The sequence below is a fragment of the Vibrio sp. OPT20 genome, from assembly GCF_963889365.1.
GTDB classification, from domain to species: Bacteria; Pseudomonadota; Gammaproteobacteria; order Enterobacterales; family Vibrionaceae; genus Vibrio; species Vibrio splendidus.
In genome coordinates, this window is the sequence record NZ_CAWPOA010000058.1 from 305,844 (window position 1) to 328,549 (window position 22,706).

Sequence of the window (22,706 nt, forward strand, 5' to 3'; positions counted from 1 at the left end):
TTGGTTTATCAAGCCACAGCAAAGCGGCTCAGCTGGAGTTTGAACAACACGTCAGTATGGAAAAAGAGGTGGTGGAGTGCCATAACATTACTGGCGCGAACGAGTACTTGCTAAGGGTAGAAACCAAAGATCTACCGGGCTATAAGAAGTTTCATGCCGATGTGCTTGGGGAGTGTGCTCAGGTTCAATCCATTACGACCATGGTTGTTATGGATACACCCAAAGATGAACGTTAGTCGAGTTTTATTTCAGGAGAGGCGCAGTGCCAAATACTAATCAGTTGTTATTGTTCTTAGATGTGGTTCAACAAGGGTCGTTTACCAAAGCGGCAACCTTGCATGATATGGACAATTCATCGCTCTCTAAACAGATCAAAAAGCTCGAGCAAGATTTAGGTGTTCAGCTGCTGAACCGTTCGACACGTTCGTTTTCGTTGACGTCGGCAGGGGAAGATATTCTCGCACAAACCTATGTGCTGAAAGACACCATTAATCAGATTCAAGGCATCGCAGATTCATACCAATCAGAGCCCAAAGGCGTTCTGCGAATTACCTCACCGATCTATTTTGGGCAGCAATATCTGCAACCTATCATCACTCAGTTCATGAGAAAGTACCCTGATGTTCAGATCGTACTCTCACTAGACGATAAGATCGCCAACATCATTGCCGGGCAGTTTGATATCGCGTTTCGCTTCAGTAAGCTTGTTGAATCGAATTTGATTGCCAAGAAGATTGCCGACAGTAACTTTATGTTGGTCGCGTCTAACGACTTTGTGAAAGAGCATGGTGAACCTAAAACGCCACAAGATTTGCTCGCGCTACCTGCGGTGATTTATACCAATGGTGATATGACGGTCGACCATCTGCGCATTAGTGAAGAGCCGGGAGGTAATACCTTCCAGAGCCTAACGATTCGTGGCAACTATAAGGTGAGTGATGTTCGTACCATGGTGTCTTGTGTGAAAGATGGTCTAGGTTATGGCTTCCTTGATCAATCAAACCTGTATGCCTCAATGAAAGAACTTGGCTTGGTCACTTTACTGCCGGATTATCCGATCTCTACGATTGATACCGCAATCTACGCTGTCTATCCGCACCGTAAGCAAACCAAACTAGTCAAAGAATTCATCACTACGGTTCAAGACTATATTGGCTCTCCGACCATTTGGGAAAAGATGCAGCAAGATTAGCTGAATCTCTAATCGTTCAAACATAAAAAAGGAGCCAGAACGTCGAACGATCTGGCTCCTTTTTATTCCTCCGGCTATAGCTGATTTACAATGTAAAGCTTAGCTATATCTGGCGTGAATGGCTCTTTTACTAATGTCTATCAATGCTCATGAATCACTTCTTTACCACTTGGGTAGGCTTTTGAACCCAGTACATTACCGTCGACTTCTTTACCATAGTAACCTTGGTGGTTGTGGTAACGCTTAGCATTGCCGGTAACATCACCCTTGTATCTAGGATCTTGTGGGCGTTCATGACTGTTCACAAATGCGGCCACATCCCACGCATCTTGAATTGAAAGCTGTTCGCTCTTCCCTAGCGGCATGTTTTCGTAGATGAAGTAGGCTGCTGTATTTACACGGTGCATACCTGCGCCCCAGTTGAACGAATTCTCGCCCCAAAGAGGTGGTAGGTATGAGCGGCCATCAGCTCCTTTAATGCCTTCACCATTTTGACCATGGCAGGTTTGGCAGCTAGTTTGGTAAACCTTTTCGCCACGCGCTATCGATGGCTCTTGTTCAGGGTTTGCAATCTTAGGGTAGCCACGGCCGGCCAGTTTACTGCGGTCATCGATTGGGTATTTGCTTAACAGCTCTTCAGGGAGAGGGAAGCTTTCCGCTTTACCACCGACTTGTAAGTCAGCATCGCTGATCTCAGGAACGGGTGTGTCTTGCATGCCGTTCTTGTCTAAGATTCCACCCATCGCCAGCCAGTATGAATAAGCCGTGAGTGCGACCATCTCTTTTGAACCCTCAGCCGGTGGCAGGCCATTCATTGAGTAGGTGAAGCAACCTTGGATACGTTCTGCGTAGCTGTTTACCTTGTCGTTCTTGGAACGATACGCAGGGTAGGCCATGTACGCACCCCAAAGAGGTGCTGCGTTAGGCTTCATGCCCGCTTGCATGTGGCAGTTTACACAGTTTTGTTCATTGCCTACGAACGTACCACGCATCTGTTGTGAATCGACAAACAGCGAATAACCCAATTTTACTTTGTCGCCAAATTCCCCAGTAGGGATATCAACCAAGTCTCGTGGCACCAGATATTTGTTATCTTGAGGCTTCTCAACGGCTGGCAGTTCGGTTTGGCGATCGGGCAACTCAGCTTCGGCATAAGCGATTCCAGAGGCAAGGGTTGCGGTAATTAAAAGTAGTGTTTTCATGCGAGCCCTTTAGTATCGGAAAGAGGCGAAGTAGTAAGACAGGTTTTTGATCTCATCGTCGGTTAACTTGCCCGCGATATTACCCATCATGTTCAAATCATCACCCTTACGAGTGCCATTTTTCCAAGCGTTGAGCTGAGTTTGAATGTAGTCGGCATGCTGGCTTGCTAGGCGCGGGAATTTGTCTACGCCCATACCGCTTGGCCCATGACAGGTTGCACAGGCTGGAATGTTTCTATCCCAATCGCCTTGGAATACAAGTTTACGATAGGGGTTATCGATATCAGCCTGTGAGCCGCGCTGCTCTAAATCGGTAAATTCGTATGAAGATAGTGATGCAAAGTATTCTGCGACCTCACGACGAACAGCGGGATCAGATACACCGTCAGCCATTCCCTTCATGATCGCGCTTTGACGCTCACCACTTGAGAACAGAACCAGTTGATGCTCTAGATAGTCAGCATTGAGCCCTGCAAGCATAGGGGCAATGTTGGGCATGCCTTTACCGTCGGCTTGATGGCAGCCACTACAAGTTTCTGCGGCTTCTGGCATTGGATTAGGTGCTGCTTGTGCAAAAGCGGATAAAGAAAGGCTTCCTAGAGCAGCGATGCAAAGCGTTAGAGTTTGAGTTTTAATTGTCAGCTTAGTCATGAGGCGTCGCTATTGGTTGTAATGCACGCATTTTCGACATAATTGGTTGTTCGCGCTATTGTGGATTTCCACATTAATTCACTTGGAACTTGAGGTGAGTCTCACATTAATAACCTCATTTACCATAATGATATTGATGTGAACTTCGATAGGCTGATCCAACTGCCGTTTATGAAATGCAACAAGGGAACTGCCATGTTCGCCTCGGTATAACTGCTTGTTAAGGCTCTTTTATGGCACCGATTGTATAAGCATAGCTGCTTTATGGAGGCGGGCTAAAAAAGTTGTGGTGAAATGAAGATTACCTAATGGCTTTGGGTTGATTACTCTATCTAGAGCGGATCCTTTATCTAGATTGGGTACTTTATGTAGATTGGACGTTTATCCAAATAGGGTGCTTTTCTAGATCAAGGGGACGAAAAAGCAGAGCAACCTCGAATGACGAAGTTGCCCTGTTGTGTTCTCATCTGCAAATCAGATAAGGAAGTGTTTTGATCAGTGATTAAGTTATAGCTTGCTGAGTTTAAGCTAGACCTTGTAGATCTTAGCCGGAAGCGCTTGTCTGGCTGCTGCGCCCACAACCCAATCTAACATGACGCCTTTTCCTTCTCTCGTCGGATCAATCAAGCCAATATCATTGATGTTAACGCCATCGTTTGACTTCATTTTCACCGGTTGTTGTGTGTCACCAATCCAGTGTGCACGCTCGCCGAGTTCTTTATGACCAAAGCCGTGTTCAAAGCCTAATGTTCCAGGTTTGATGCCATCAATCACCATCGCCAAAGCATGTGTGGTTGAGCTCGGTGTTTCAATAGCAAACACGTCACCGGTTTTGATACCCGCAAAAGAGGCGTCTTGCGGGTGGATGTAAACCGGATTTACCCCCTTGATGGATTCTAAGCGTGGTGACAAATTCGATACCGCACTGTGAATATTGGACTTGAAGTTAGTTAGCGTAAATGGCCACTCTGTTACTGGGAACTGTTTAGCCAAAGGCGTGCCGTCTGCCAGTTTTTGTGGATACCATGTCGGGCAACCCATGTACTGTTCGCCACTGATGGTGTTGCGAGAGGTCCCCAGCTTTTCATTCCAGATAGCCAAAGGTTTGGTCCATTTGTACTTCATAGTTTCATTGGTGTAGGCATTGGTGGCGTCTTCGAAACGACCGCCACGCGCAAAGATATACGCTACCTTGAGCATCTCTTCAGGCTTGAGTGTTTTGTTCATCACAGGCACTAGGCGTTCTAGACCAGACCAAACAATATCTTCCGCATCGACATTCGGCACGCCACCTTTTACGAACGCTAAGTTAGCCGCAGAGCGCAGGTAGAAGTCTTCAGCGCTATGAATACCGTGCCAGTTACCTTGATTGTCTTTGATTACGTTGTCGCCGAAGCCACCTAGGCCAAGCGTTCTCGCTAGATCAATAAAGAAGTTCTCTAGGTTGATGGCACGTCCGTCTTGAGTGCGTGGGGTTTTAGGTTCAACTATCGGCCAACGAGCGGTGATCGCTTTAGTCGCGACGCCATGCCAAGGTGTTGCCATGCCCCAGCTTTCGTAGGTCACCGTGTCTGGCACTAGGTAATCCGATAAGGCGGTCGTTTCATTGATGAAGGCATCGATAGATACGATCAAGCCAAGCTGTTTTGGATCCTTAAGCTTTTCACCCAGCAAGTTGTCTAAACCCGGAACACCATAAAGTGGGTTCGCCATGTGGTTGATCCATGCCTTTGCTCGGTAAGGGTAGCCATCAATCGCAGCTGATAAGTGCTCGGTTAACAGCGGTGCTGAGATTGGGTACCACGGAGCGCGTGTCGGGTAAGGTGATTCACCTGCGGCAACGCGACGTTTGTATTCGCTGGTTTTTTGATACGGGAACTTGCTGCGGGACAAGAACACACCTTGCGGCTTAGTCTTACCCTTGAACTTGGTAAAGTCGTAACGTGGACCTGCAACAGAAGTTGGGTAGCCGCCTGCTTTCGCCATCGCACCGCCTTTTGCATTGATGTTACCGATCAGCGCGTTTAGCATCAGAATAGAGAACGAGTTGTAGAAGCCGTTGGTGTGCATGTTGCCACCGTGAGTATCCACGACTGCTTTTGTACCGTAGCTGGTGAAGCGTTTTGCCAGTGCAATAATCTGGTCTTGTGGGATCTCACACTGCTCACTGTAGTATGCAAGGTCATATTTGAAGGCTTCTTCCTTCAATCTTTGCAGAGAAGACTTAACACGAACAGTCTGACCATCAACTTCTACGTCTTGATCGACGAACAGCGCCGCTTCATTCACCTGAATATGTGATGTTAATAGTGACGTTGTCACATCTAGTGCGATAAATCCGTCATCGTCAGACATCGGTTCGCCTGTTTCTAGCAACCCTATATCCGATGCACGAAGCATACGCCCATTTTGTGGGTGCGACTCGTCGCTGATCACAAGGTGAGATGCATTACACCAATGCGTGGTGCCTGCTTTTTTCATCGCTTGCGCACTTGGGCGAGACAAGAAGTCGTGATTGTAGCGCTGATTTTCGATGATCCATTGGATCATACCCAGAACTAATGCTGAATCGGTGCCCGGTTTGATCGGTAGCCAGTTATTGCGATCGCCCGCCGCAAGGCTTGACGATCCTGCTGGAAGGCTTGGTGTCACTATGGTGTAGCTGAGTTTTCCATTGGTACGAGCCTCAGCCAATTGTCTTGCTTGACGCTTGAACGGGTTACCCGCTTGAGCCGGAGACATACCGATGAAAAGAATGAACTCTGCGTTGTTGAAGTCGGGTTTTAAGTGCGAGAACTTGTCTAGATCGTTCATGATCGCGCCTGAACCTGCGCGGAATGCGTAGCCACAGTAAGAGCCGTGATGACCAAAGTTGCGTGTGCCGTAGCTGTTAAATGCAAAGCGCTTCAAGATGTCGTCACGACCTTCATTACCTGCATTGGTCACCAATAACTGGTTCGCTTTCGGTCCGTATTCAGGATTGTTTGGATCGAGTGGTGTTTCGATGTCGCGAATCGATCGTAAGCCTTCAACTTCACCTTCACCGAATAAGTCACCGCCTTCGGTGATCTCAGAGATGAGTTGCTCGTAGCTGATCGGTTCCCACTTACCTTCACCTCGTTTACCAACACGTTTTAACGGTTGACTGATTCGGTATGGGCTGTTTTGAATCTCTAACATGCCATTACCACGGGCGCAGGCTGTCGAGCGATTATTGATACCTGATTCACCAGACAAGCCAATGTAGGCGTCTTTTACCGGTGTTTTGAATGGGATCTGTTGGTCACTTGATAGTGGGTGATACGGGTTGCCCGAGATACGTAAGATCTCGTCATTGCGATTATCGATACGTACACGCAAGCCACACAGTGTCCAACAACCAAAACACATTGAGGGTGCCACGCGTTGGTTTGGATTCGGCGAGATCTTACCTTGCTCATCGACACTGTATTCCGTCTCTAGCGAATTACCGTGATGGATGTGGTTGGTTTTCTTACCCGCGGTGCCATCGATAGCACCGTGAACCATGTGTTTTGTGGTTGTCGCATAACCTGCAGCAAAAGCTCCAACACCACCGGCAGCAAGGCCTGTTTTCAAAAATTGACGACGTTTGTTATCCATGATGATTCCTCAGACTACAAGCTATGTGAGCGGTTAAGTGGTGATGATGTGTTTTGGTTTGGCTTAGATGCTGTCTTTGGTGCAGAGCCAGTTGTTCTTGACGATCCAGTAGACACGATCTCAGAGGCGAACAACGCAAGTGCTAACCAAAGACCACACATACCAACAATGCCAAGTAGACCTGAGCTACCCATTGGCAATTCATAAGGGAATGCACCCACATCAAAACGTGGAATGGTTTGAACTTCCATCATGGTGACCCAACGTACCGCCCATGCTGAAACGATGGTCGCAAGCGCAACACAGACAATTCCTAACTTGCTTTGCGATAGGCGTTGCAGTGGTAGAACCAAGATCATGCACAGCAAAATGCTGGTGGTCATGATGCCTAGGTTGATACCCCAAGCGTCGTTCTCATACAGATTGAAGTGACCATGGTTAGATGCCCAAATCGACGTAAGAATGATGGCAAGGCCACCCGTTAAGGTAATGGTTCTTTGTACCAGAGCGAGGTCTGTTGGTTTTAAGCTTGGCTTGCTTGAAGGCAGTAGAGCCCAAATCAATAGGGTTAAACCCGTTGCAGCAAAGAATGCGGTTGTAAACCAAAGCAGCGGAGAAGCAGGTTGATGCCAAAGCGGTCGGCTCGCCAAAATCGCAATCTCTGCACCTGTATAAAGCGCGATGCTTAGCCCTGATAACGCAGTTGCAGCGGCTAATGCAATCATCACTTTTTTCGATACCTGCCAATTGCCCAGTGTTAACCAAGACAAACGTTTTAGAAATGGGTTTTCACTTTGTTTAAGCTGTGCGATGTCGTCACGTAGGTAAACCCAAGCCGTCGCGACAGCCAGACCAGAGAATAGAGGTAGAAACAAAGAGCCTAATGACATCCATGACCAAGGTGTGATGTGAGCATAGAAGTGCCACGCACGTCCGGGTTGATGCAAGTCACCAGTAAGGGCTAATGGCCCAACAATCGCGCCGATGGCCATCACAAGCACAAGGGCTGCACGAAATTGATGACTGGTTGAATTTTTGAATATCAGGGCAATCAAAAACAGAATCGCAGCCGCGTAAGCCGAACCTATGTAGAAGAAATACTGAACCGCCCACGGTAGCCAAGCGATCTCTTGAGCGGGGACTAACACCTCAGTGATATTCATGCTGTCTCTCCTTGTTTGCCTTGTGTCGCGATTGCCAATTCTTGTTTGCTAGAGGATGAGTTATCGATGGCGGCTGGATCATAAATCGCAGGTTGGCCTTCAATGTGGCTAACGAATCGCTCGTTCATGCCGATATAGAAAACATGGGGGTTGGTATTCTGCTCTGGCTTAAGCACCTTGATGTCGTCTTGGTTTTCATTGAGCAGACGGTTGATCTCGCTGTTTGGATCTTTAAGGTCGCCAATGACACGCGCGCCACCGACACAGGTTTCTACACAAGCAGGCAGTAAGCCGTCTTCAAGGCGGTGTGCGCAGAAGGTGCATTTGTCTGCGGTAAGGGTGTCGTTATTAATGAAACGAGCATCGTAAGGACAAGCTTGAACACAGTAAGCACAGGCTACGCAGCGTTCATTGTCGACCATGACAATGCCGTCTTCGCGTTGGAAGGTCGCTTGAACTGGACAAACCTTGATGCAGGGAGCGTTGTCACAGTGATTACAGAGGCGAGGTAACATGAAAGATTTCACGTCTTGTTGAGCCGTCGAACCATCATCAAGGGAGACTTCATACTGTTTTACGGTGGTTCTGAACTGGCCAATTGGTGCTTGGTTTTCAACGCTACAGCCAACAGTGCACGCCTGACAGCCAACGCACTTACGTAAATCAATCGCCATGGCGTAGCGTTTACCTATTTCGCCTTTGCGGTCAGGTTGGTTGTTATTGCGAATGGCTGTGCTTGCGACTGCGGTGTTGATTCCGGCAATGGGAATGAGCGCAGCACCAGCGGAAACCTTGCCGAACTGGCTGAGAAACCGTCTTTTCAATGAGTCCATGTTGGTACCTATAAATGGGTATTCGATCTGTTGGGCTCATTGTCAGATTTTGGGCGTACGCGGGGTATTGTGGATTTCCACATACCCAGATCAAAGTTGATCTAGAACAAATGTGGTTTTCGCTATCTAGCTGTTATGCTTTGTTTTAGAGGCTTATTTAGGGCGCTCAAGCATGAGCTAAGCGCGAAACACGCCGCTGACATAAAATGAATCGAGAATAAATTGAATAAACAGTCCGTTTGGAGAAAGAGATTTCAGTGACAGTCAGAAACCTAATATCAATCGTTGGCCTTTGTTGGTTGAGCTTAACCGCAGGAATCTGTTTAGCCGCTCAATCGGAGCAAGAGATTGCAACGACAAGCACTGTTGAGTCTGAGCAAATCATAGAGGTTGGCGTGTTGGCGACTCGAGGTAAGCTTTCCGCTCAACAGCGTTGGCAGCCGACAGTGGATTGGTTGTCGGAGCGCATTCCCGGAAAATACTTTGTTCTCAAGCCTTTCAACTTGGAAGAGATGGCCGAAGCGGTAAAAGATGTGACTGTTGATTTTGTTATCACCAACCCCGGTCAGGCGGTTCGATTAGGACGCCAGTATGCGCTTTCTTGGATGGCCACCATGACCAGTCATAACTTTGAAGCTCAAGACATTAGTAATACACGCAGCATTGGTTCCGCCTTGGTGGTGAGAAGAATGTCGCCTTATATCTCTCTCGAACAACTCAGCGGTAAGCCGATTGCGGCAGTCTCTGAAAATGCTTTTGGTGGTTACCTCACTATGCGTTACCAAGTGATGCAACAAGGGCTCAACCCCAATCACTTTTTCTCTAATACTCAGTTCTTAGGTTTCCCTATTGATGCCAGTTTGTATCAACTGCGTGAAGGGCACATTGAAGCTGCGGTGGTGCCTGCGTGTTTGGTCGAGAGCATGATCAGCGAAGGTTTGCTGGTGGCGGGTCAATATCGCGTTATCGAGAATCAAGCACCAGAAGGGTTCCAATGTCAGGTGTCTACGCCGTTGTACCCTAACTGGTCGTTTGCCAAAACAGAGAGAGCGTCTTCGGCACTGGCGAAACAAATGAGTCAGGTGTTATTTGCTATGCCAAAAAGCAGTGCGCCCGCCATTGCAGCGAATGCATCGGGCTGGACTTCACCGACAAGCTTGCTGGCGATCGACAAGCTATATCAAAAACTCGACATGCATCCACTGCAACAACCTTGGTGGAAAGAAGCGTTAATCTGGTTCAAGTACAATCAACAGTGGGCATGGGCGTTCTTTATTCTTGTCGTGTCTCTGAATGCTTACCACTTCTGGCTAGAATACAAATTCAGTCGCAGCAAAAAGCAACTAGAAGCGACGCTGTATAAGCTGAAAAGTAAGAGTGAACAACTAGAGCACTCACAACGTATCGCGGTAGTTGGTGAACTGGGAAGTAGCTTGGCACACGAGATTAATCAGCCTTTGGCAGCTATTCGGAATTATAGCGAAGGTGGTTTACTGCGGATTTCGAAGAACAAACCGCTGACTGACATAGAGCCTGTATTTGAGAAGATCCAGTCGCAAGTGGACCGTGCTGATGCGATTATCCAGCGCTTAAGAAACATGATCAAAAAACGCTCATCAGAGAAGTCTCAGACCGATATCGAGCAGCTGCTTACAGATACCATTGAGTTACTGCAATTCCGATTAGAGAAACACAAGATAACCATTGAACGTCATGTCGTGGGTAAACCTATCACGCTACATGTTGACCCTGTCGGATTGCAGCAGGTAGTTGTAAATTTGATCAACAATGCGACTGATGCGTGTAATGCTCAGATGCATCGCGAACAAAGCGCTGCGTCTGATATTGATAACAAAAACAGCGAACCACCAACAATTAAAGTGATTACCGAGTATCAACCGGATAAAATAATGCTGTCGGTTATCGATAACGGCACCGGTTTAGATTTTACCGAGCAACAAGTCACTCAAGCCTTTGTGAGCAGCAAAGAAAATGGCTTGGGGCTTGGGCTCGCGATTTGCCAAGATGTGATTGAAGACCACAGCGGCCAAATGGCCATCAAATCATTAACTCCTCATGGCTGTCACGTCGCAGTGACGTTACCTTTTTCTCTTTCAAATGATTCATAAGGAATCTTGTTATGTCTGAACTTCATCAAACGTTGCCGGTCTATGTGGTTGATGACGATGAGTCGATGCGTGACTCATTGGTGTTCTTATTGGAAGAGCATGATTTTACGGTGTCAGCCTATGAAGATGGCCCGAGCTTTCTGGACTCAGTGGATTTGAGTGCGCCAGGTTGCGTGGTGTTAGACAGCCGAATGCCTGAAATGAGAGGGCAACAAGTTCATGAGTTGATGGTGAAGGCGCAGAGCCCACTGTCGGTGATCTATCTGACGGGTCACGGTGATGTACCAATGGCGGTTGAAGCCTTACAAGCCGGCGCGGTGAACTTCTTTCAAAAGCCAGTTAAAGGCGGTGAGTTAGCTGAGGCGATCAAACAAGGTTTGGACGCTTCTGAAAAGCATTTACACATGAATGTTTATCGCCAAGCGTATGCGTCGTTAACTGAGCGAGAAATCGATATTCTTAAGCAGATTATCGACGGCAAACGTAACCAGAAAATTGCCGATGAATTATGTATCGCGATGAGAACGGTGGAAGTGCATCGAGCGAGTTTAATGAAGAAATTTTCTGCTAAAACGGTTGCTGAACTGGCTTACATATACGGCCAACTGAACTAACTACAGCGACATAAAATTGCTGATAGGTATTCATCAATTTCGTTATCGTTTTTTAAGATTATTTTACTCAAAGGTGGTCTTCATTATCGAACTCTATTGAAGCAAGATCACACCATTTATGGAGTGCATAAGGATAGGTCTTAGTAGACTTTTTATCGCTATGTATTCCTGAGATACTGAATTGAGTTCATTTTAGGGCGGAACGTTTTAATAACGGCGCTTTTCCCTGTAATTAGAAACATACCATTCACTATGGGTTGATCACTTTCCCGATATCGGGGCTAGTATCAGTCGAGTTAGGTTAAAATATTTTATGAGTACAATGGGAATCGCAATTGGTGCGACGGCTCTTTCGTTAATACTTGTCGCCGTGTGGCTGATCTCTTTATCGCTAAGAAAGCAGCGCTTGGAACAAGAACGTAAGGCTCGTGCTGTCGCTTATCGAAAAGCGATTGAAAAAGCGCGCATACAAGAGCAAAAAGAGCGTCACTTCAAAGCCGAAACTGGGCATGTACCGTCGATACTGTATTTGGCAAAAGAAGCTGAACGTAACAATATTAAGGAAGCTCTGTATTGGTACGACAAAGCGGCGCAACTCGATAATATCAATGGCATGTACGGCATTGTGCGCCTAAGCATGAAGCGTAAAGAAGACCTGATTTTAAGAGAAAAAGCCAACTTTTGGCAGCTTGCGATATCCGCATTGGACAATGACGTGTCTGCGAAATTTGAGATGGGCAAAGCGCTTGTCTTTGGTCGTGGAACTGATAAAAACATCCCTAAAGGTTACACCTATATCGAAGAATCTGCGGCTGGTGGTAATACTGAAGCGATGCTGTTCATCGGTGACTGGTGTCTAGATAAAGAAAACCCAGACTACTCGGCCGAAAGCTCTGTCGAGTGGTACCAAAAGGCCGCGGAAAAGAATAGCTTAGACGGCAAGATCAAGCTCGGTATGAGTTACTTGAACGGTGTTGGTGTTGAGCCTAACCATGGTGAGGCTGTTTACTGGTTTGAGACGGCCGCAGAAAAGAACAGTGCAGAAGCCATGTTTAGAGCAGGTGAAGCTTGGATTGACCATGGTGAACACGGTAACGCTATCGCTTATATCTGGCTATTTCTATCGGCTCATTTTGGTTACTCAGAAGCCAAGCATTTGAGGGATAAAGTCGGCGGGGAACTTGGTGTGGATGCTGTCGTGGGCTTACAGGCTCTGACTAAACCGATAATGACTAAGCTGACCCAAGAAGCAATCACTAAGCACTCAATTATTAAGGCGCTCAACAAGCTCTACAAACGCAATGTCCCTGTCCCTAAGAAGGTTAAAGAAGCGTCCGATGAAGAAGGTGAGGAGTTAAATGTCGATGGTAGTCATATAGAGACCAAAGCGTCGAGTGAGCAAGGTGCTAACGTCGATTTCAGCCAGCAGGCGACGCCAAACCATGATAGCGGTGCTGCGAATCAAGGGTCACCCAGCGATCAAGCAACGCATAACAAAGAAGCAAGCCCTAACTCTCTAGACTTCAGTCAGGCAGCTGTGGATCCAAGCTGGAAAAGCAACCACTAAAACGTGTTGGTTAGCTTTGATGAGTTAGACAAAAATGACTGAAGCTGTGAAGCTATAAAGCTATAAATCTATAAATCTATAAATCTATATAGCTTCTAACCGTAATCTAGAAAACCAAGACAACAAAAAAGGGAAGCGAATGCTTCCCTTTTTATTTGTGTGTTATTTGCTTTTAGAGCTTATAGCTAAAGCCTAATACCCAAGAGCTGTTAAGCTTTGTTTTGCTCAGCTTTACATACAGCCGCAGTGAACACGACGTCAGTTGAGCTGTTAAGCGCTGTTTCAGCAGAATCTTGAATCACACCAATGATGAAACCAACCGCTACAACCTGCATCGCTACATCGTTTGAGATACCGAATAGGCCACAAGCTAGAGGAATCAGTAGCAGTGAACCACCGGCAACGCCTGATGCGCCACATGCTGAAATTGCAGCAACAAGGCTTAGTAGAATCGCAGTGAAGATATCAATCTCAATACCCATTGTGTGTACAGCTGCAAGCGTTAACACAGTGATGGTGATTGCAGCACCTGCCATGTTGATGGTTGCGCCTAGAGGGATTGATACAGAGTAAGTATCTTCATCTAGCTCTAGCTTCTTACAAAGGTTCATGTTCACTGGGATGTTTGCAGCGCTTGAACGAGTGAAGAATGCCGTTACACCAGATTCACGAATACATTGCAGTACAAGTGGGTATGGGTTCTGTTTTGTCTTTACAAAGACAAGCAGTGGGTTAACGACAAGAGCAATGATCAGCATTGAGCTTAGTAGAACCGCTAGTAGTTGACCGTAGCTTGCTAGTGCATCGAAGCCCGTTGTTGCGAATGTAGTCGAAACAAGGCCGAAGATACCGAATGGCGCAAGACGAATAATGAAGCGAACAATGTGTGAAACACTGTGGCTAAGGTCTTCAAAAACCGCTTTGGTTGTTGCAGATGCGTGGTGCAGTGCAAGACCAAGACCGATTGCCCAAGCAAGAATACCGATGTAGTTCGCGTTCATTAGTGCGCTAACTGGGTTATCTACAAGCTTGAATAGAAGCGTATGAAGAACTTCTGCAATACCTTGAGGAGGGTTAGCACCTTCAGCGCCAGCAACCAGTGTCAAAGTGGTTGGGAACATGAAGCTCAGTACTACAGCAGTCAGTGCTGCAGAGAACGTACCAATCAGGTAAAGCACAATGATTGGACGCATATGAGTATGCTGACCTTTCTTTTGGTTTGCGATAGAAGCTGCAACAAGAATGAATACTAAAATTGGGGCAACAGCTTTCAGAGCACCAACAAACAGACTACCTAATAGGCCTGCATCTTGAGCTGCTGAAGGAGAAACCATGGCGAGAACGACACCGAAAACAATACCAGCAAGGATCTGTAGAACGAGATTTCCACGAGCGATGCGGGCGAGCATGTTGTTATTTTGCATAAAATACCTGCAATTGTTAATTTATTATAGTGATGTGTTTTTTTATAAAGTTGTACCAAATCCAACTATACACTAGTGGAATGGGCGGTCATATTAGCGGGATCTAAGAGGGTGTCTAGGAATAGTTTACTTTTAGGGTGATTGTTTGCGCTACGTGGTGTTTTTAGAGCTAAATGTTAAATTTTTGTACTCTTGTTGAGATATAAATCTGCATGATAATACTCATTCGGGTCAATGTTCTGGTTCTGGTGCCGTCAGAGTCGATTAGCAAGATCATTGTGTGCATAAATGATCCCATTGGGTTCCTGTTGATACAAAAAAGCCCCAGCCCAATGCATTAAAGAGATCATGAATTAATGAGCTAATACGCGATAGGGAGATAGGGCTTATTTACGTGTTGTAAACCTAATTCAATAATCGGCTATTTAGGCGATTTTTTGATATTACGGCTCTCTGACTGCACGGTTTTGTACATTTTAGAAAGCTGTTTACTGCTCGCTCTCTGCTCTGCCAATGAGGCTCCATTTCTTGCTTGCTCTCTGAGTAGCTTCTCATAGTTAGAGAATCGTCTTTCAGAAAGCTCACCGCTTTCAATGGCCTTGCGTATTGTGCATCCTGGTTCTGACTCATGGCTGCAATCAGAAAAACGACAATGCATCGCTAACTCTTCCACATCAGAAAAGGTTTCACTTACTCCTTCAGCACAATCGGCGAGTTGTAACTCTCGCATCCCAGGAGTATCGAGCAGTAAACCACCCGATGTTAGCAAGTGGAGCGATCGTGACGTGGTTGTATGACGGCCTTTGCTGTCGTCTTCACGAATACCGCCCGTTTCTTGTTGAGTTTCGCCAAGTAGCGAGTTCACGAGTGTCGATTTACCGACACCAGACGAACCCATCAAAGCGACGGTTTTGCCTGTTTTACACCAAGGTGACAATACTTGAGTAGAGTCTTGGTCTAGGCTATTAACGGCTTCGATCATCAGCATAGAATCTAAGCTTTGCACTTGCTGTACTTTGTCTTGGTAGTCGTCACACAAGTCTTTCTTGGTAAGTACGATAACCGCTTCAACCTGTGCTTCATTGGCGAGTGCTAGATAGCGTTCGATGCGGCTCAGATTAAAGTCATTATTTAGCGAGACCACGATAAACACGGTGTCGATATTGGCTGAAATATATTGTTCAGCTACGCGACTGCCTGCTGCTTTACGGCTGAAGAGCGACTGACGCTCAAGTAAGCGGTCGAATTGTAAATCAGCGTTTAATATCACCCAGTCGCCAACCGTCATTGCGGGTTGGTTTTGATGAACGGGTAGAACGATTTCGCCTTGTTCTGACGCAAGCGTATAGCCGCTGCGATGGTGCGCGGTAATGCGAGCAATGACGGAATGATCATAGTCTTCGAGTGTCAGTTGTTGTTGAAATACAGGTTGCCATCCAAGCTGTTGAAGTGACATTGGATGAGAAAATGTGTTTTGTGAATTCATGTCTATTTACCCAGACGTGCGAGCTTTCTTTTCTTATGAGAGCATTAACGTCTTGTAAGACCCCAGATTGTTGATGAGATCGAAAAGCGTTAGTCAGATTAAAAAGCGTCGAGACGTCAAAAATGTTTTGAGCTTGGGTCGAATTCAAATAGATAGGACCCCGGATTGAGTCATGCGCTATTGGGCATGCAGGTATTGATCACTTACGATCAATAGTAAACCGGGTAAAAGTGTGCTGTCGTCACGGGTGACGATAAGTTGGTCGATCGGTATTTAAGTTTGATTAACCAAACAAATTAACGCGCTACTTTTACTGCCAGTTTTAGTGTTTTCATTACAATCATCTTCTATTCTCCTTGGGTTATTTATGTGTTCAGGCTTTGAATAAAAAGCGAACTCAGTTTAACAAAAAGCCACGATGGCGAGAAGTCATCGTGGCTTAAATTATTTTATCAATTGTGAATACGATTAATGATGATCGTGATTCATCTTTTTCATGCCGCTCATTACTTTCTTAACCGGCGCATCGAAGGTCTGTGTTTCACCATTGGCGAAAGTCAGTGTCATCTCGATTTGCTCACCTTCTTTTAGGCTGCTTGCTAGGTCGAACAACATGATGTGTAGGCTACCAGGTTTAAGTACCGCTTCACCGTTTGCAGGGATGGTGATCTCTTGAACTTGGCGCATTTTCATAACATCGCCATCCATGATTACATCATGAAGTTCTACTTTACCTGCTGCAGGTGTTGTTGCAGAAACAATAGCGCGATCTTTATCGCTGTGGTTCATCAGAGTCGTGAACACCGCGCTGTTCACTGCTGAAGGCGGGGTTGCACGAGCGTACGCGTCATGAACCATAATATCGCTACTAGCCTGAGCAAAAGGGGTGAGCAATAAGCCTGCTAGAGCAAGTGCTTTTAACTTCATGTTGTTGTCCTTAATTTTTATGTTTTTGGTCTGGGACCTGACTTTTTTTGAACTTTATTGAGTAAGTTCTTTGTTTTTACGTTTTACTGCGTCAGCTTGTTGATAGCCTCAACAATTGGCGCTGGCGTCAACGTGTGCGGTACTTTGGTAATCAAGGTACCGTCGGGCTTTAAAAAATAAAAATATGAGCTGTGGTCTAGGGTGTATTCCAACTCTGAACCTTCAAGCTTGGTCTTTCTGAAAATAACGCCGTAGTTATGAGCCAGAGTCGTGGTGACATCCAATGGACCACTTAGTCCTTCCATCATCGGGTGGAAGTATTGCGCGTATTCATACGAGGCTTCAGCGGCATCACGTTCAGGATCGAGAGAAACAAACATTGGGCGAATCTTGGCTTTTGCTTCATCAGAGACTTGGTTAAGTGCTCCGGCCAACATAGCCAAAGAAGTGGGGCATACATCCGGGCAACGTGTGAAACCGAAGTAAACGATACGAATTCTGTCATCGGTTTGGTCAAAGATTTCCGTTGGTTGGTTGTCTTTGCCGAAAAGAGTCGTTGCGGAGAACTCTTGTTTTGCAGCGTGTTGTTCTTGAACTTCGTTTTGCCCATCAAGATAGCTTTTGACACCAAAGCCAAGTACAAAAGCGACAACCAATGCTAACGACCAATTTCTACTCATCTTGCCATCCTTATTGCAGGGTTTACAGTATCGACACCATCAGTGAGTTCACCGACCCATGTCATTTTATCTAAAGTACATACAGGTAAAATCACTTCACCTTCATAGGTATTATTGCCAATGCTCTTCAATTGAAAACGCGCTGATCCCATTTCCATTTCTAAACCGGTGAGCGATAACATCAGTGTCTCAGATGCAGCACCTTCCCAAACGACCTTTATCTTTGTGGGTAGAAGAGGTTGCGCGGTTTCGCGATCAAGCGACATTGAAATGGATTCCTGCTCACACGATATGGTTGAAAGCATGCAGTAGTCATCCAAGTTGACTTCGGCAGTTGAATGCTCAATGACCGACTTAAATTTTTGAAATACTTGCGGCCCATAAAAACCTGCCACGAGAGCAATGCCAAGAGCCACCACCTTTAATGCTGGGTGCATGTCGTGTTCTCATCTAATTTTATAAGAGCGGCGATGTTATCATACCCCTCAATACGTGCTTGTATCAAAAAGCAATTTTGTGCGTATGGTAGAACTAAAAAAGCGAAGCCATTGGCTTCGCTTTTGTCTGTTCAATCGAGAAGTGAGCTTAGTATTTCTAAGCATTATCCGTTCTAAACGCTTTCCAGAAGTTGGCTGAATGATTAGTCAGCGTTGCGCTCTGCAAATTTCTCTAGTCCTAGAACCAAGGCAATAGCAGCCAACATCATCACAATCGCCATTACTAACTGAGAAGGCTGAGAGGTTACGGCTTCAAAATCAAACGGTGATAGGTTTTCTTGAAGTAGAGGAACTTGCTCACCTTTTGAGTTTGTGCGCCAGCTGATGGTTTCTTTCCACGGCCAAATCTTAGGCAGCGTACCGATCATCAAACCAGTTAAGAACACTAGTGTGAAATCGCGGAATGAGCGCAGTAACCAAGAAAGTACGTGCGAGAAAGTCAGTAGGCCAATCACACAGCCACTAAGGAATAGCGCAAGCACATCGATTTGGAACTCTTTAACCGCACCAAGAACCGGACCATACATACCAATCAATAGCAGAATGAAGCTACCCGAGATACCCGGCAAAATCATCGCACAGATCGCAATCGCACCCGCAATGAGAACATTGATGCTGGTTGGTTCCATTTGCAGCGGCTTAAGCACGGTAATGCTATAGGCGAAAGCAACGCCAAGCAGCAAAAACACGAATCGAATCATATCGCGCTTCTCTACTTGCTTAAGAATATGGAAAACCGATACTAAAATCAGGCCAAAGAAGAAAGACCACAGTGGAACGGGGTGGGTGACTAATAACCAAGAAATCAGTTTTGCAAATGTCGCAATGCTTGTGAATACGCCTGCGAACAGTGAAATCAGGAAGAAACCATTGATGTGGTTAAACGCGGCTTTGAAGCCTTCGCGTTTCCATAAGCCAAGTACGCTAGGGTTAATCCTGCGAATGCTTTCTAGCAGCGTATCGTAGATACCAGTGATGAATGCGATGGTTCCGCCCGACACGCCAGGAACAACGTCTGCTGCGCCCATTGCCATGCCTTTGAAAAAAGTACTTAAGTAGTTCATTGCTTCATAGAGTTGAGGGTGATTTTGTGCAGTATACAAACTTTAGTGTAAAAAAAGTATGAATATGCCATTGGGGAGGGGCTTTTATTGCTCTCTTAATTGTAAGGCAATGAGTTGAAGTGAACATTTGCCTTACATTTAAAATACAACCACTTAGTAATTTTTCATTAAGAACAGAGATGAAACTGATCTCTTATCAATATTGCATCTTGGTTGCATTATGCAAATGCACTTTGCAATTCGCATGACAAATTCATGGTTTTTATGCGATGCAGGGCTTATAAAACGCCGAATTAAAGTTGGCACGCTAACTGCATTATATACATTGACCCTTCTTAAGCCGAGGGTCACCTAGCCAACTGACGTTGTTAGTGAACTTATGATTTGTTCACAAATATATAGAGCCAATCGCGATTATTGCGGTTGGCTATTTTTTTGCCTGTCGTTTGGTGATTGTCTTTTTTCTTTTCCAGTTCCTACATTTTTAAGCTCTAAACTTCAGATGAAAAAAAAGCCAGCCACCATTGGTGACTAGCTTAAGCTTTTCTCGAATCAATCTCGAATCAATCTCGAATCCGTTTTAGTAACCCATCAACTGCAGCAAGTTCTCTGCCGTGCTGATTGCTTCTTTGCGGTTAGCAATGTTCAGCTTTTGATAAAGGTTACGGATGTGAGTTTTGATCGTGGTCCCCGCTACATCGAGCTCTTGAGCTATCTGCTCGTTACTGAACCCTGAATAGATAAGACCAAGTACCTGCCATTCACGCTGGGTGAGTGGGCTAGTGCGCACAAGCTCAGGAATATTCGGGTGATTAACCAAGTTCTCAACAAAGTCTTCATCGAAGTGAACCGAGCGGCTGCGTTGGGTGGTTGAGATATCTTTCATGATCTGTTGAGCGCGATGGCGTTCTAAGTCACCTAAGCCTGGCTTGTTGCTCAATTTATCCAAGATATGCCCGATAGTTCCACCGTCGACCAAGAAGTTACCAACCATACCGGTTTGGTTGGTCATATGAAGCGCTTCTTCAAGTAGCACGCGTGCGCTGTCTTCATCGTTAATTTGTGTACGCAACACCGCTTCAACGATCAAGTTTCGGTTGGTGTCTGTAATCAGATGTGAACGCTGCGCTTCACTCTTAAGGAAAGTCAGCGCTTCTTCCGCATCTTCATACTGCTCAAGGATGATGTGAGAACGTACGATGTTTCTCCATTGAAGCTGACAGAAGTGGTTACTCGCCGATTCAGGTCGAACCGCCACGCTTAGCCAATCACGGATTGCCTCTTTATTGCCTTTTACTTGCCAGAACAGAATCAAAGAAAGAGAAGTATTTGCGGTCCAATCTACGTGGTAAGTTGATTGACGTAGCAGGTGTTGAATTTGGTCGATAAACTTCGACGCTTTATCAATCTCGCCGCGGCTCAATGAAATACGAGCCAGCATTGAGTAACTGTGCAGGTGTTTACTTGGTGAGTGGTGACCAAGGATATCTAAGCCCTTATAGCAACACTCTTCCGCTTCATCTAGTCGGTTCCAGCACCAGAAGATCTGAGCTCTAACACGCAGCAAAAATTCATGCAGAGGAACGTATTGAAGCTGATGCTCTTCGATCAATTTGAATGCGCTGTCTTGTAGCTCAAATGCCGCTTGAACATAACCTTGAGCAATCAAGATTTCGCTTTGCTGCAGAATCGCCCACAGAGCCTGATGATAAACCTGATACTGACGTGCCAGTTTTTCTGTTTGCTGCATCATAGGTAGCGCACGGCTTAGGTTACCCATTACGTGATTCACTTCGCCCACAACCGAGGTTGCGACAATGCGGCTGCGATAAACGGTGGTGTTCAACTGACTTAACGAAAGCTCGGCGAGTTCCAGTGCCTTTTCTGGTTCATTGCTGTTGATGGCAACCTGGGCGCGCAAGGCGTTGTATTGGCCTTGCTGCTGAGTATCGAGTTCAATGTTTCGAGCTTGATATTGAGTCTCAGCCTCTTCCAACAAAGTACCCACTTGATCATAACGGTGCTGACTTTGTGCCAGCCAAGCGCGCAGCATTGATAGCTTCGGCTCACTGTATAGTTGATCCGTAGTCAGTTGCTTGATCGCCATCTCTAGAGATGAAAGTTCGCCTTGGTTGAACATCGGCCAACCGTGTTCCGTCAAAATTTGAATGATCAGCTCTGGATCTTCAGCACGTTGTGCATGTCGCAGTGCTTGATGAGGCGTTTTCTGTTTGATCCACGCTTTCGCGGCACTTCGGTGCAACTCGGCTTCTTGCTGTGGAATTCGAGCTTGGCGCTCGTGGGCAAGAAATTCGCCGAATAGATTGTGGAATCGGTACCAGTTTTTCTCGCCTTCAAGAGGGTAGATGAACAAGCCAAATCGGTTGAGTGATTCGATCATACCCAGTGCGTCTTCACGCTGTGTAAGCGCGCAGACTAATTCGTCATTGAAATGATCAAGTACTGAACACTGCATCAAGAACTGTCGGGTTTCTTTATCCAGTAGATCGAATACTTCTTCAACCAAGTAATCCCAAAGGTGGGCATGGTTAAAGTGAGAGAAAGACTCTGCCGATTGCGCAAGCGTGCGTTTTTGATGTTGAGCTTGAAGGGCAATAAGCTGTAACGCCGAAGGCCATCCCTCAACATAAGTACAGATACTGCCAGCGGTGGTGTCATCTACGCCATCGGCGACACGTTGATTGAAGAAGCGCGTCGTCTCTTCAGTATCAAAAGCCAGTGAATCGTTGCCAATTTCAATCATCAAATCACGAACGCGAAGGTTTGCTGTGCCAAGTGGTGGTGTCCCACGGCTAGTCACAACAAGCGTCAGGTTGTCAGGCATGTGCTTGAGGAAAAAGCGCATCGCCTCGTGAATGTCATCGTTATTAACTAAGTGGTAGTCATCCAGCACAAGGAAACATTCTTGGTGGAATTCAGACATCTCAGCAAACACTTCACTTAACAAAGAATGCAACGATGAAAACTGTCGTTTTTCTGCCAGCTTTTGGGCATTAGGGCAGGCATTTTGAGTCGCTTTATTGAGTGATTGCATTAGGTAGTTGATAAAGCGAAAGGCATCGTTGTCACTGTCATCAATGCTGTACCAACCCACATTGGGTTTATCTACCAGCCATTGTGCTGCCATTGTGGTTTTGCCGTACCCCGCTGGAGAGCGGAATAATACAAGCTTATAGCAATCTGCGTGTTGGAGCAGATCGAGAACCCTAGGTCGTAGGATTGCATTATGTAAGCGGCCGGGACGAGTCAGTTTCGAAGGGATCCACATGTCGAAGTTTTTCACCTATTCCGTGGCTTATGTTCTGGATTACCTCAATCTATCGTTGAGTGTAATCGAATGACATCAGCCTAATTACTTAAGTCTTCAATCATATTACGTGAAGCAAAACGGCACCGACTATGATCCTCCTCAGAAACCTTGCACTCCTGCATGTTTTTAGGCTTCTACGCCCTTTATTTGAGACTTTGCTCACATAGCGGGTTGGTTTGTGAATGTGACTTCCTTCATTCCAACACGTGAATCTATGCAAAATATGAGAGGACGAAATTATTTTCGTGATCTGAATATCAAATTTGATAATGACTTTAATCCGGTTAAATAAAAGTCACATCAATTGAAGGTAAGTTATCGAACG

General features: G+C 46.0%; 17 protein-coding genes. 5 read left to right on the forward strand and 12 right to left on the reverse strand.

Features of this window, described 5'->3' with window-relative positions; translation table 11 throughout:
- Nucleotides 1-236: Lrp/AsnC ligand binding domain-containing protein (locus AACR09_RS13480; protein WP_228010576.1), on the forward strand; the 236-nt coding region annotated here is incomplete at its 5' end.
- Between the two features lie 26 nt (nucleotides 237-262).
- Nucleotides 263-1,192, forward strand: a complete 930-nt coding sequence (locus AACR09_RS13485; protein WP_061022240.1) for a LysR family transcriptional regulator — start codon at nucleotides 263-265, stop codon at nucleotides 1,190-1,192.
- Between the two features lie 140 nt (nucleotides 1,193-1,332).
- Here AACR09_RS13485 and AACR09_RS13490 read toward each other — a convergent pair whose 3' ends face one another.
- From AACR09_RS13490 to dsrO, 5 genes are all read right to left on the reverse strand, one after another.
- Entirely contained in the window at nucleotides 1,333-2,394 is a 1,062-nt protein-coding gene (locus tag AACR09_RS13490; RefSeq protein WP_193835175.1) for a c-type cytochrome, read from the reverse strand.
- Nucleotides 2,395-2,403: 9 nt separating this feature from the next.
- On the reverse strand, nucleotides 2,404-3,045 hold the full coding sequence (locus AACR09_RS13495) for a c-type cytochrome (RefSeq protein WP_102462177.1): 642 nt from the start codon (nucleotides 3,043-3,045) through the stop codon (nucleotides 2,404-2,406).
- Between the two features lie 528 nt (nucleotides 3,046-3,573).
- Nucleotides 3,574-6,666 (reverse strand): tetrathionate reductase subunit A, encoded by a 3,093-nt coding sequence (locus tag AACR09_RS13500; RefSeq protein ID WP_193835176.1) that lies wholly within the window; start codon nucleotides 6,664-6,666, stop codon nucleotides 3,574-3,576.
- A 14-nt stretch (nucleotides 6,667-6,680) separates the two neighbouring features.
- Nucleotides 6,681-7,829, reverse strand: a complete 1,149-nt coding sequence (gene nrfD / locus AACR09_RS13505; RefSeq protein WP_193835177.1) for an NrfD/PsrC family molybdoenzyme membrane anchor subunit — start codon at nucleotides 7,827-7,829, stop codon at nucleotides 6,681-6,683.
- The gene (dsrO, locus tag AACR09_RS13510; protein WP_017086571.1) at nucleotides 7,826-8,662 is read right to left on the reverse strand and encodes a sulfate reduction electron transfer complex DsrMKJOP subunit DsrO; all 837 of its coding nucleotides are present in this window, start codon (nucleotides 8,660-8,662) and stop codon (nucleotides 7,826-7,828) included. Before dsrO ends, nrfD begins: the two co-directional genes overlap by 4 nt.
- A gap of 257 nt (nucleotides 8,663-8,919) precedes the next feature.
- Here dsrO and AACR09_RS13515 point away from each other — a divergent pair, with 257 nt between their 5' ends.
- The 3 genes from AACR09_RS13515 (at nucleotide 8,920) to AACR09_RS13525 (ending at nucleotide 12,972) form a co-directional block, all read left to right on the forward strand.
- Nucleotides 8,920-10,791, forward strand: coding sequence for a sensor histidine kinase (locus AACR09_RS13515; protein WP_193835178.1), 1,872 nt, complete (start codon nucleotides 8,920-8,922; stop codon nucleotides 10,789-10,791).
- Between the two features lie 11 nt (nucleotides 10,792-10,802).
- Nucleotides 10,803-11,405, forward strand: a complete 603-nt coding sequence (locus AACR09_RS13520) for a response regulator transcription factor (RefSeq protein WP_102557262.1) — start codon at nucleotides 10,803-10,805, stop codon at nucleotides 11,403-11,405.
- 322 nt (nucleotides 11,406-11,727) lie between these two features.
- On the forward strand, nucleotides 11,728-12,972 hold the full coding sequence (locus tag AACR09_RS13525) for a tetratricopeptide repeat protein (RefSeq protein ID WP_108108368.1): 1,245 nt from the start codon (nucleotides 11,728-11,730) through the stop codon (nucleotides 12,970-12,972).
- A gap of 209 nt (nucleotides 12,973-13,181) precedes the next feature.
- Here the strand turns inward: AACR09_RS13525 and sstT are convergent, their stop codons facing one another.
- From sstT to malT, 7 genes are all read right to left on the reverse strand, one after another.
- On the reverse strand, nucleotides 13,182-14,396 hold the full coding sequence (gene sstT / locus AACR09_RS13530) for a serine/threonine transporter SstT (protein ID WP_017078589.1): 1,215 nt from the start codon (nucleotides 14,394-14,396) through the stop codon (nucleotides 13,182-13,184).
- Nucleotides 14,397-14,817: 421 nt separating this feature from the next.
- Nucleotides 14,818-15,882: a ribosome small subunit-dependent GTPase A gene (rsgA, locus tag AACR09_RS13535; protein ID WP_193835179.1), complete on the reverse strand. Its 1,065-nt coding sequence runs from the start codon at nucleotides 15,880-15,882 to the stop codon at nucleotides 14,818-14,820.
- Nucleotides 15,883-16,350: 468 nt separating this feature from the next.
- Nucleotides 16,351-16,809, reverse strand: coding sequence for a copper chaperone PCu(A)C (locus AACR09_RS13540; protein WP_017061862.1), 459 nt, complete (start codon nucleotides 16,807-16,809; stop codon nucleotides 16,351-16,353).
- Nucleotides 16,810-16,892: 83 nt separating this feature from the next.
- The gene (locus AACR09_RS13545) at nucleotides 16,893-17,489 is read right to left on the reverse strand and encodes an SCO family protein (protein ID WP_004732104.1); all 597 of its coding nucleotides are present in this window, start codon (nucleotides 17,487-17,489) and stop codon (nucleotides 16,893-16,895) included.
- Entirely contained in the window at nucleotides 17,486-17,926 is a 441-nt protein-coding gene (locus tag AACR09_RS13550) for a hypothetical protein (RefSeq protein ID WP_017073657.1), read from the reverse strand. Before AACR09_RS13550 ends, AACR09_RS13545 begins: the two co-directional genes overlap by 4 nt.
- A gap of 203 nt (nucleotides 17,927-18,129) precedes the next feature.
- Nucleotides 18,130-19,050 carry a DUF368 domain-containing protein gene (locus AACR09_RS13555; RefSeq protein WP_029405904.1) on the reverse strand — a complete coding sequence of 307 codons (921 nt, stop codon included), beginning with the start codon at nucleotides 19,048-19,050 and terminating at the stop codon, nucleotides 18,130-18,132.
- Between the two features lie 580 nt (nucleotides 19,051-19,630).
- The gene (malT, locus tag AACR09_RS13560) at nucleotides 19,631-22,339 is read right to left on the reverse strand and encodes an HTH-type transcriptional regulator MalT (protein ID WP_193835369.1); all 2,709 of its coding nucleotides are present in this window, start codon (nucleotides 22,337-22,339) and stop codon (nucleotides 19,631-19,633) included.
- Nucleotides 22,340-22,706: the final 367 nt, after the last annotated feature.

Excerpts from the sequence above, each read along its gene's own strand:
- AACR09_RS13490 (WP_193835175.1), bottom strand. The coding sequence starts at position 2,394 with ATGAAAACACTACTTTTAATTACCGCAACCCTTGCCTCTGGAATCGCT.
- AACR09_RS13495 (WP_102462177.1), bottom strand. The coding sequence starts at position 3,045 with ATGACTAAGCTGACAATTAAAACTCAAACTCTAACGCTTTGCATCGCT.
- AACR09_RS13500 (WP_193835176.1), bottom strand. The coding sequence starts at position 6,666 with ATGGATAACAAACGTCGTCAATTTTTGAAAACAGGCCTTGCTGCCGGT.
- nrfD (WP_193835177.1), bottom strand. The coding sequence starts at position 7,829 with ATGAATATCACTGAGGTGTTAGTCCCCGCTCAAGAGATCGCTTGGCTA.
- dsrO (WP_017086571.1), bottom strand. The coding sequence starts at position 8,662 with ATGGACTCATTGAAAAGACGGTTTCTCAGCCAGTTCGGCAAGGTTTCC.
- AACR09_RS13520 (WP_102557262.1), top strand. The coding sequence starts at position 10,803 with ATGTCTGAACTTCATCAAACGTTGCCGGTCTATGTGGTTGATGACGAT.
- AACR09_RS13525 (WP_108108368.1), top strand. The coding sequence starts at position 11,728 with ATGGGAATCGCAATTGGTGCGACGGCTCTTTCGTTAATACTTGTCGCC.
- sstT (WP_017078589.1), bottom strand. The coding sequence starts at position 14,396 with ATGCAAAATAACAACATGCTCGCCCGCATCGCTCGTGGAAATCTCGTT.
- rsgA (WP_193835179.1), bottom strand. The coding sequence starts at position 15,882 with ATGAATTCACAAAACACATTTTCTCATCCAATGTCACTTCAACAGCTT.
- AACR09_RS13540 (WP_017061862.1), bottom strand. The coding sequence starts at position 16,809 with ATGAAGTTAAAAGCACTTGCTCTAGCAGGCTTATTGCTCACCCCTTTT.
- AACR09_RS13545 (WP_004732104.1), bottom strand. The coding sequence starts at position 17,489 with ATGAGTAGAAATTGGTCGTTAGCATTGGTTGTCGCTTTTGTACTTGGC.
- AACR09_RS13550 (WP_017073657.1), bottom strand. The coding sequence starts at position 17,926 with ATGCACCCAGCATTAAAGGTGGTGGCTCTTGGCATTGCTCTCGTGGCA.
- AACR09_RS13555 (WP_029405904.1), bottom strand. The coding sequence starts at position 19,050 with ATGAACTACTTAAGTACTTTTTTCAAAGGCATGGCAATGGGCGCAGCA.
- malT (WP_193835369.1), bottom strand. The coding sequence starts at position 22,339 with ATGTGGATCCCTTCGAAACTGACTCGTCCCGGCCGCTTACATAATGCA.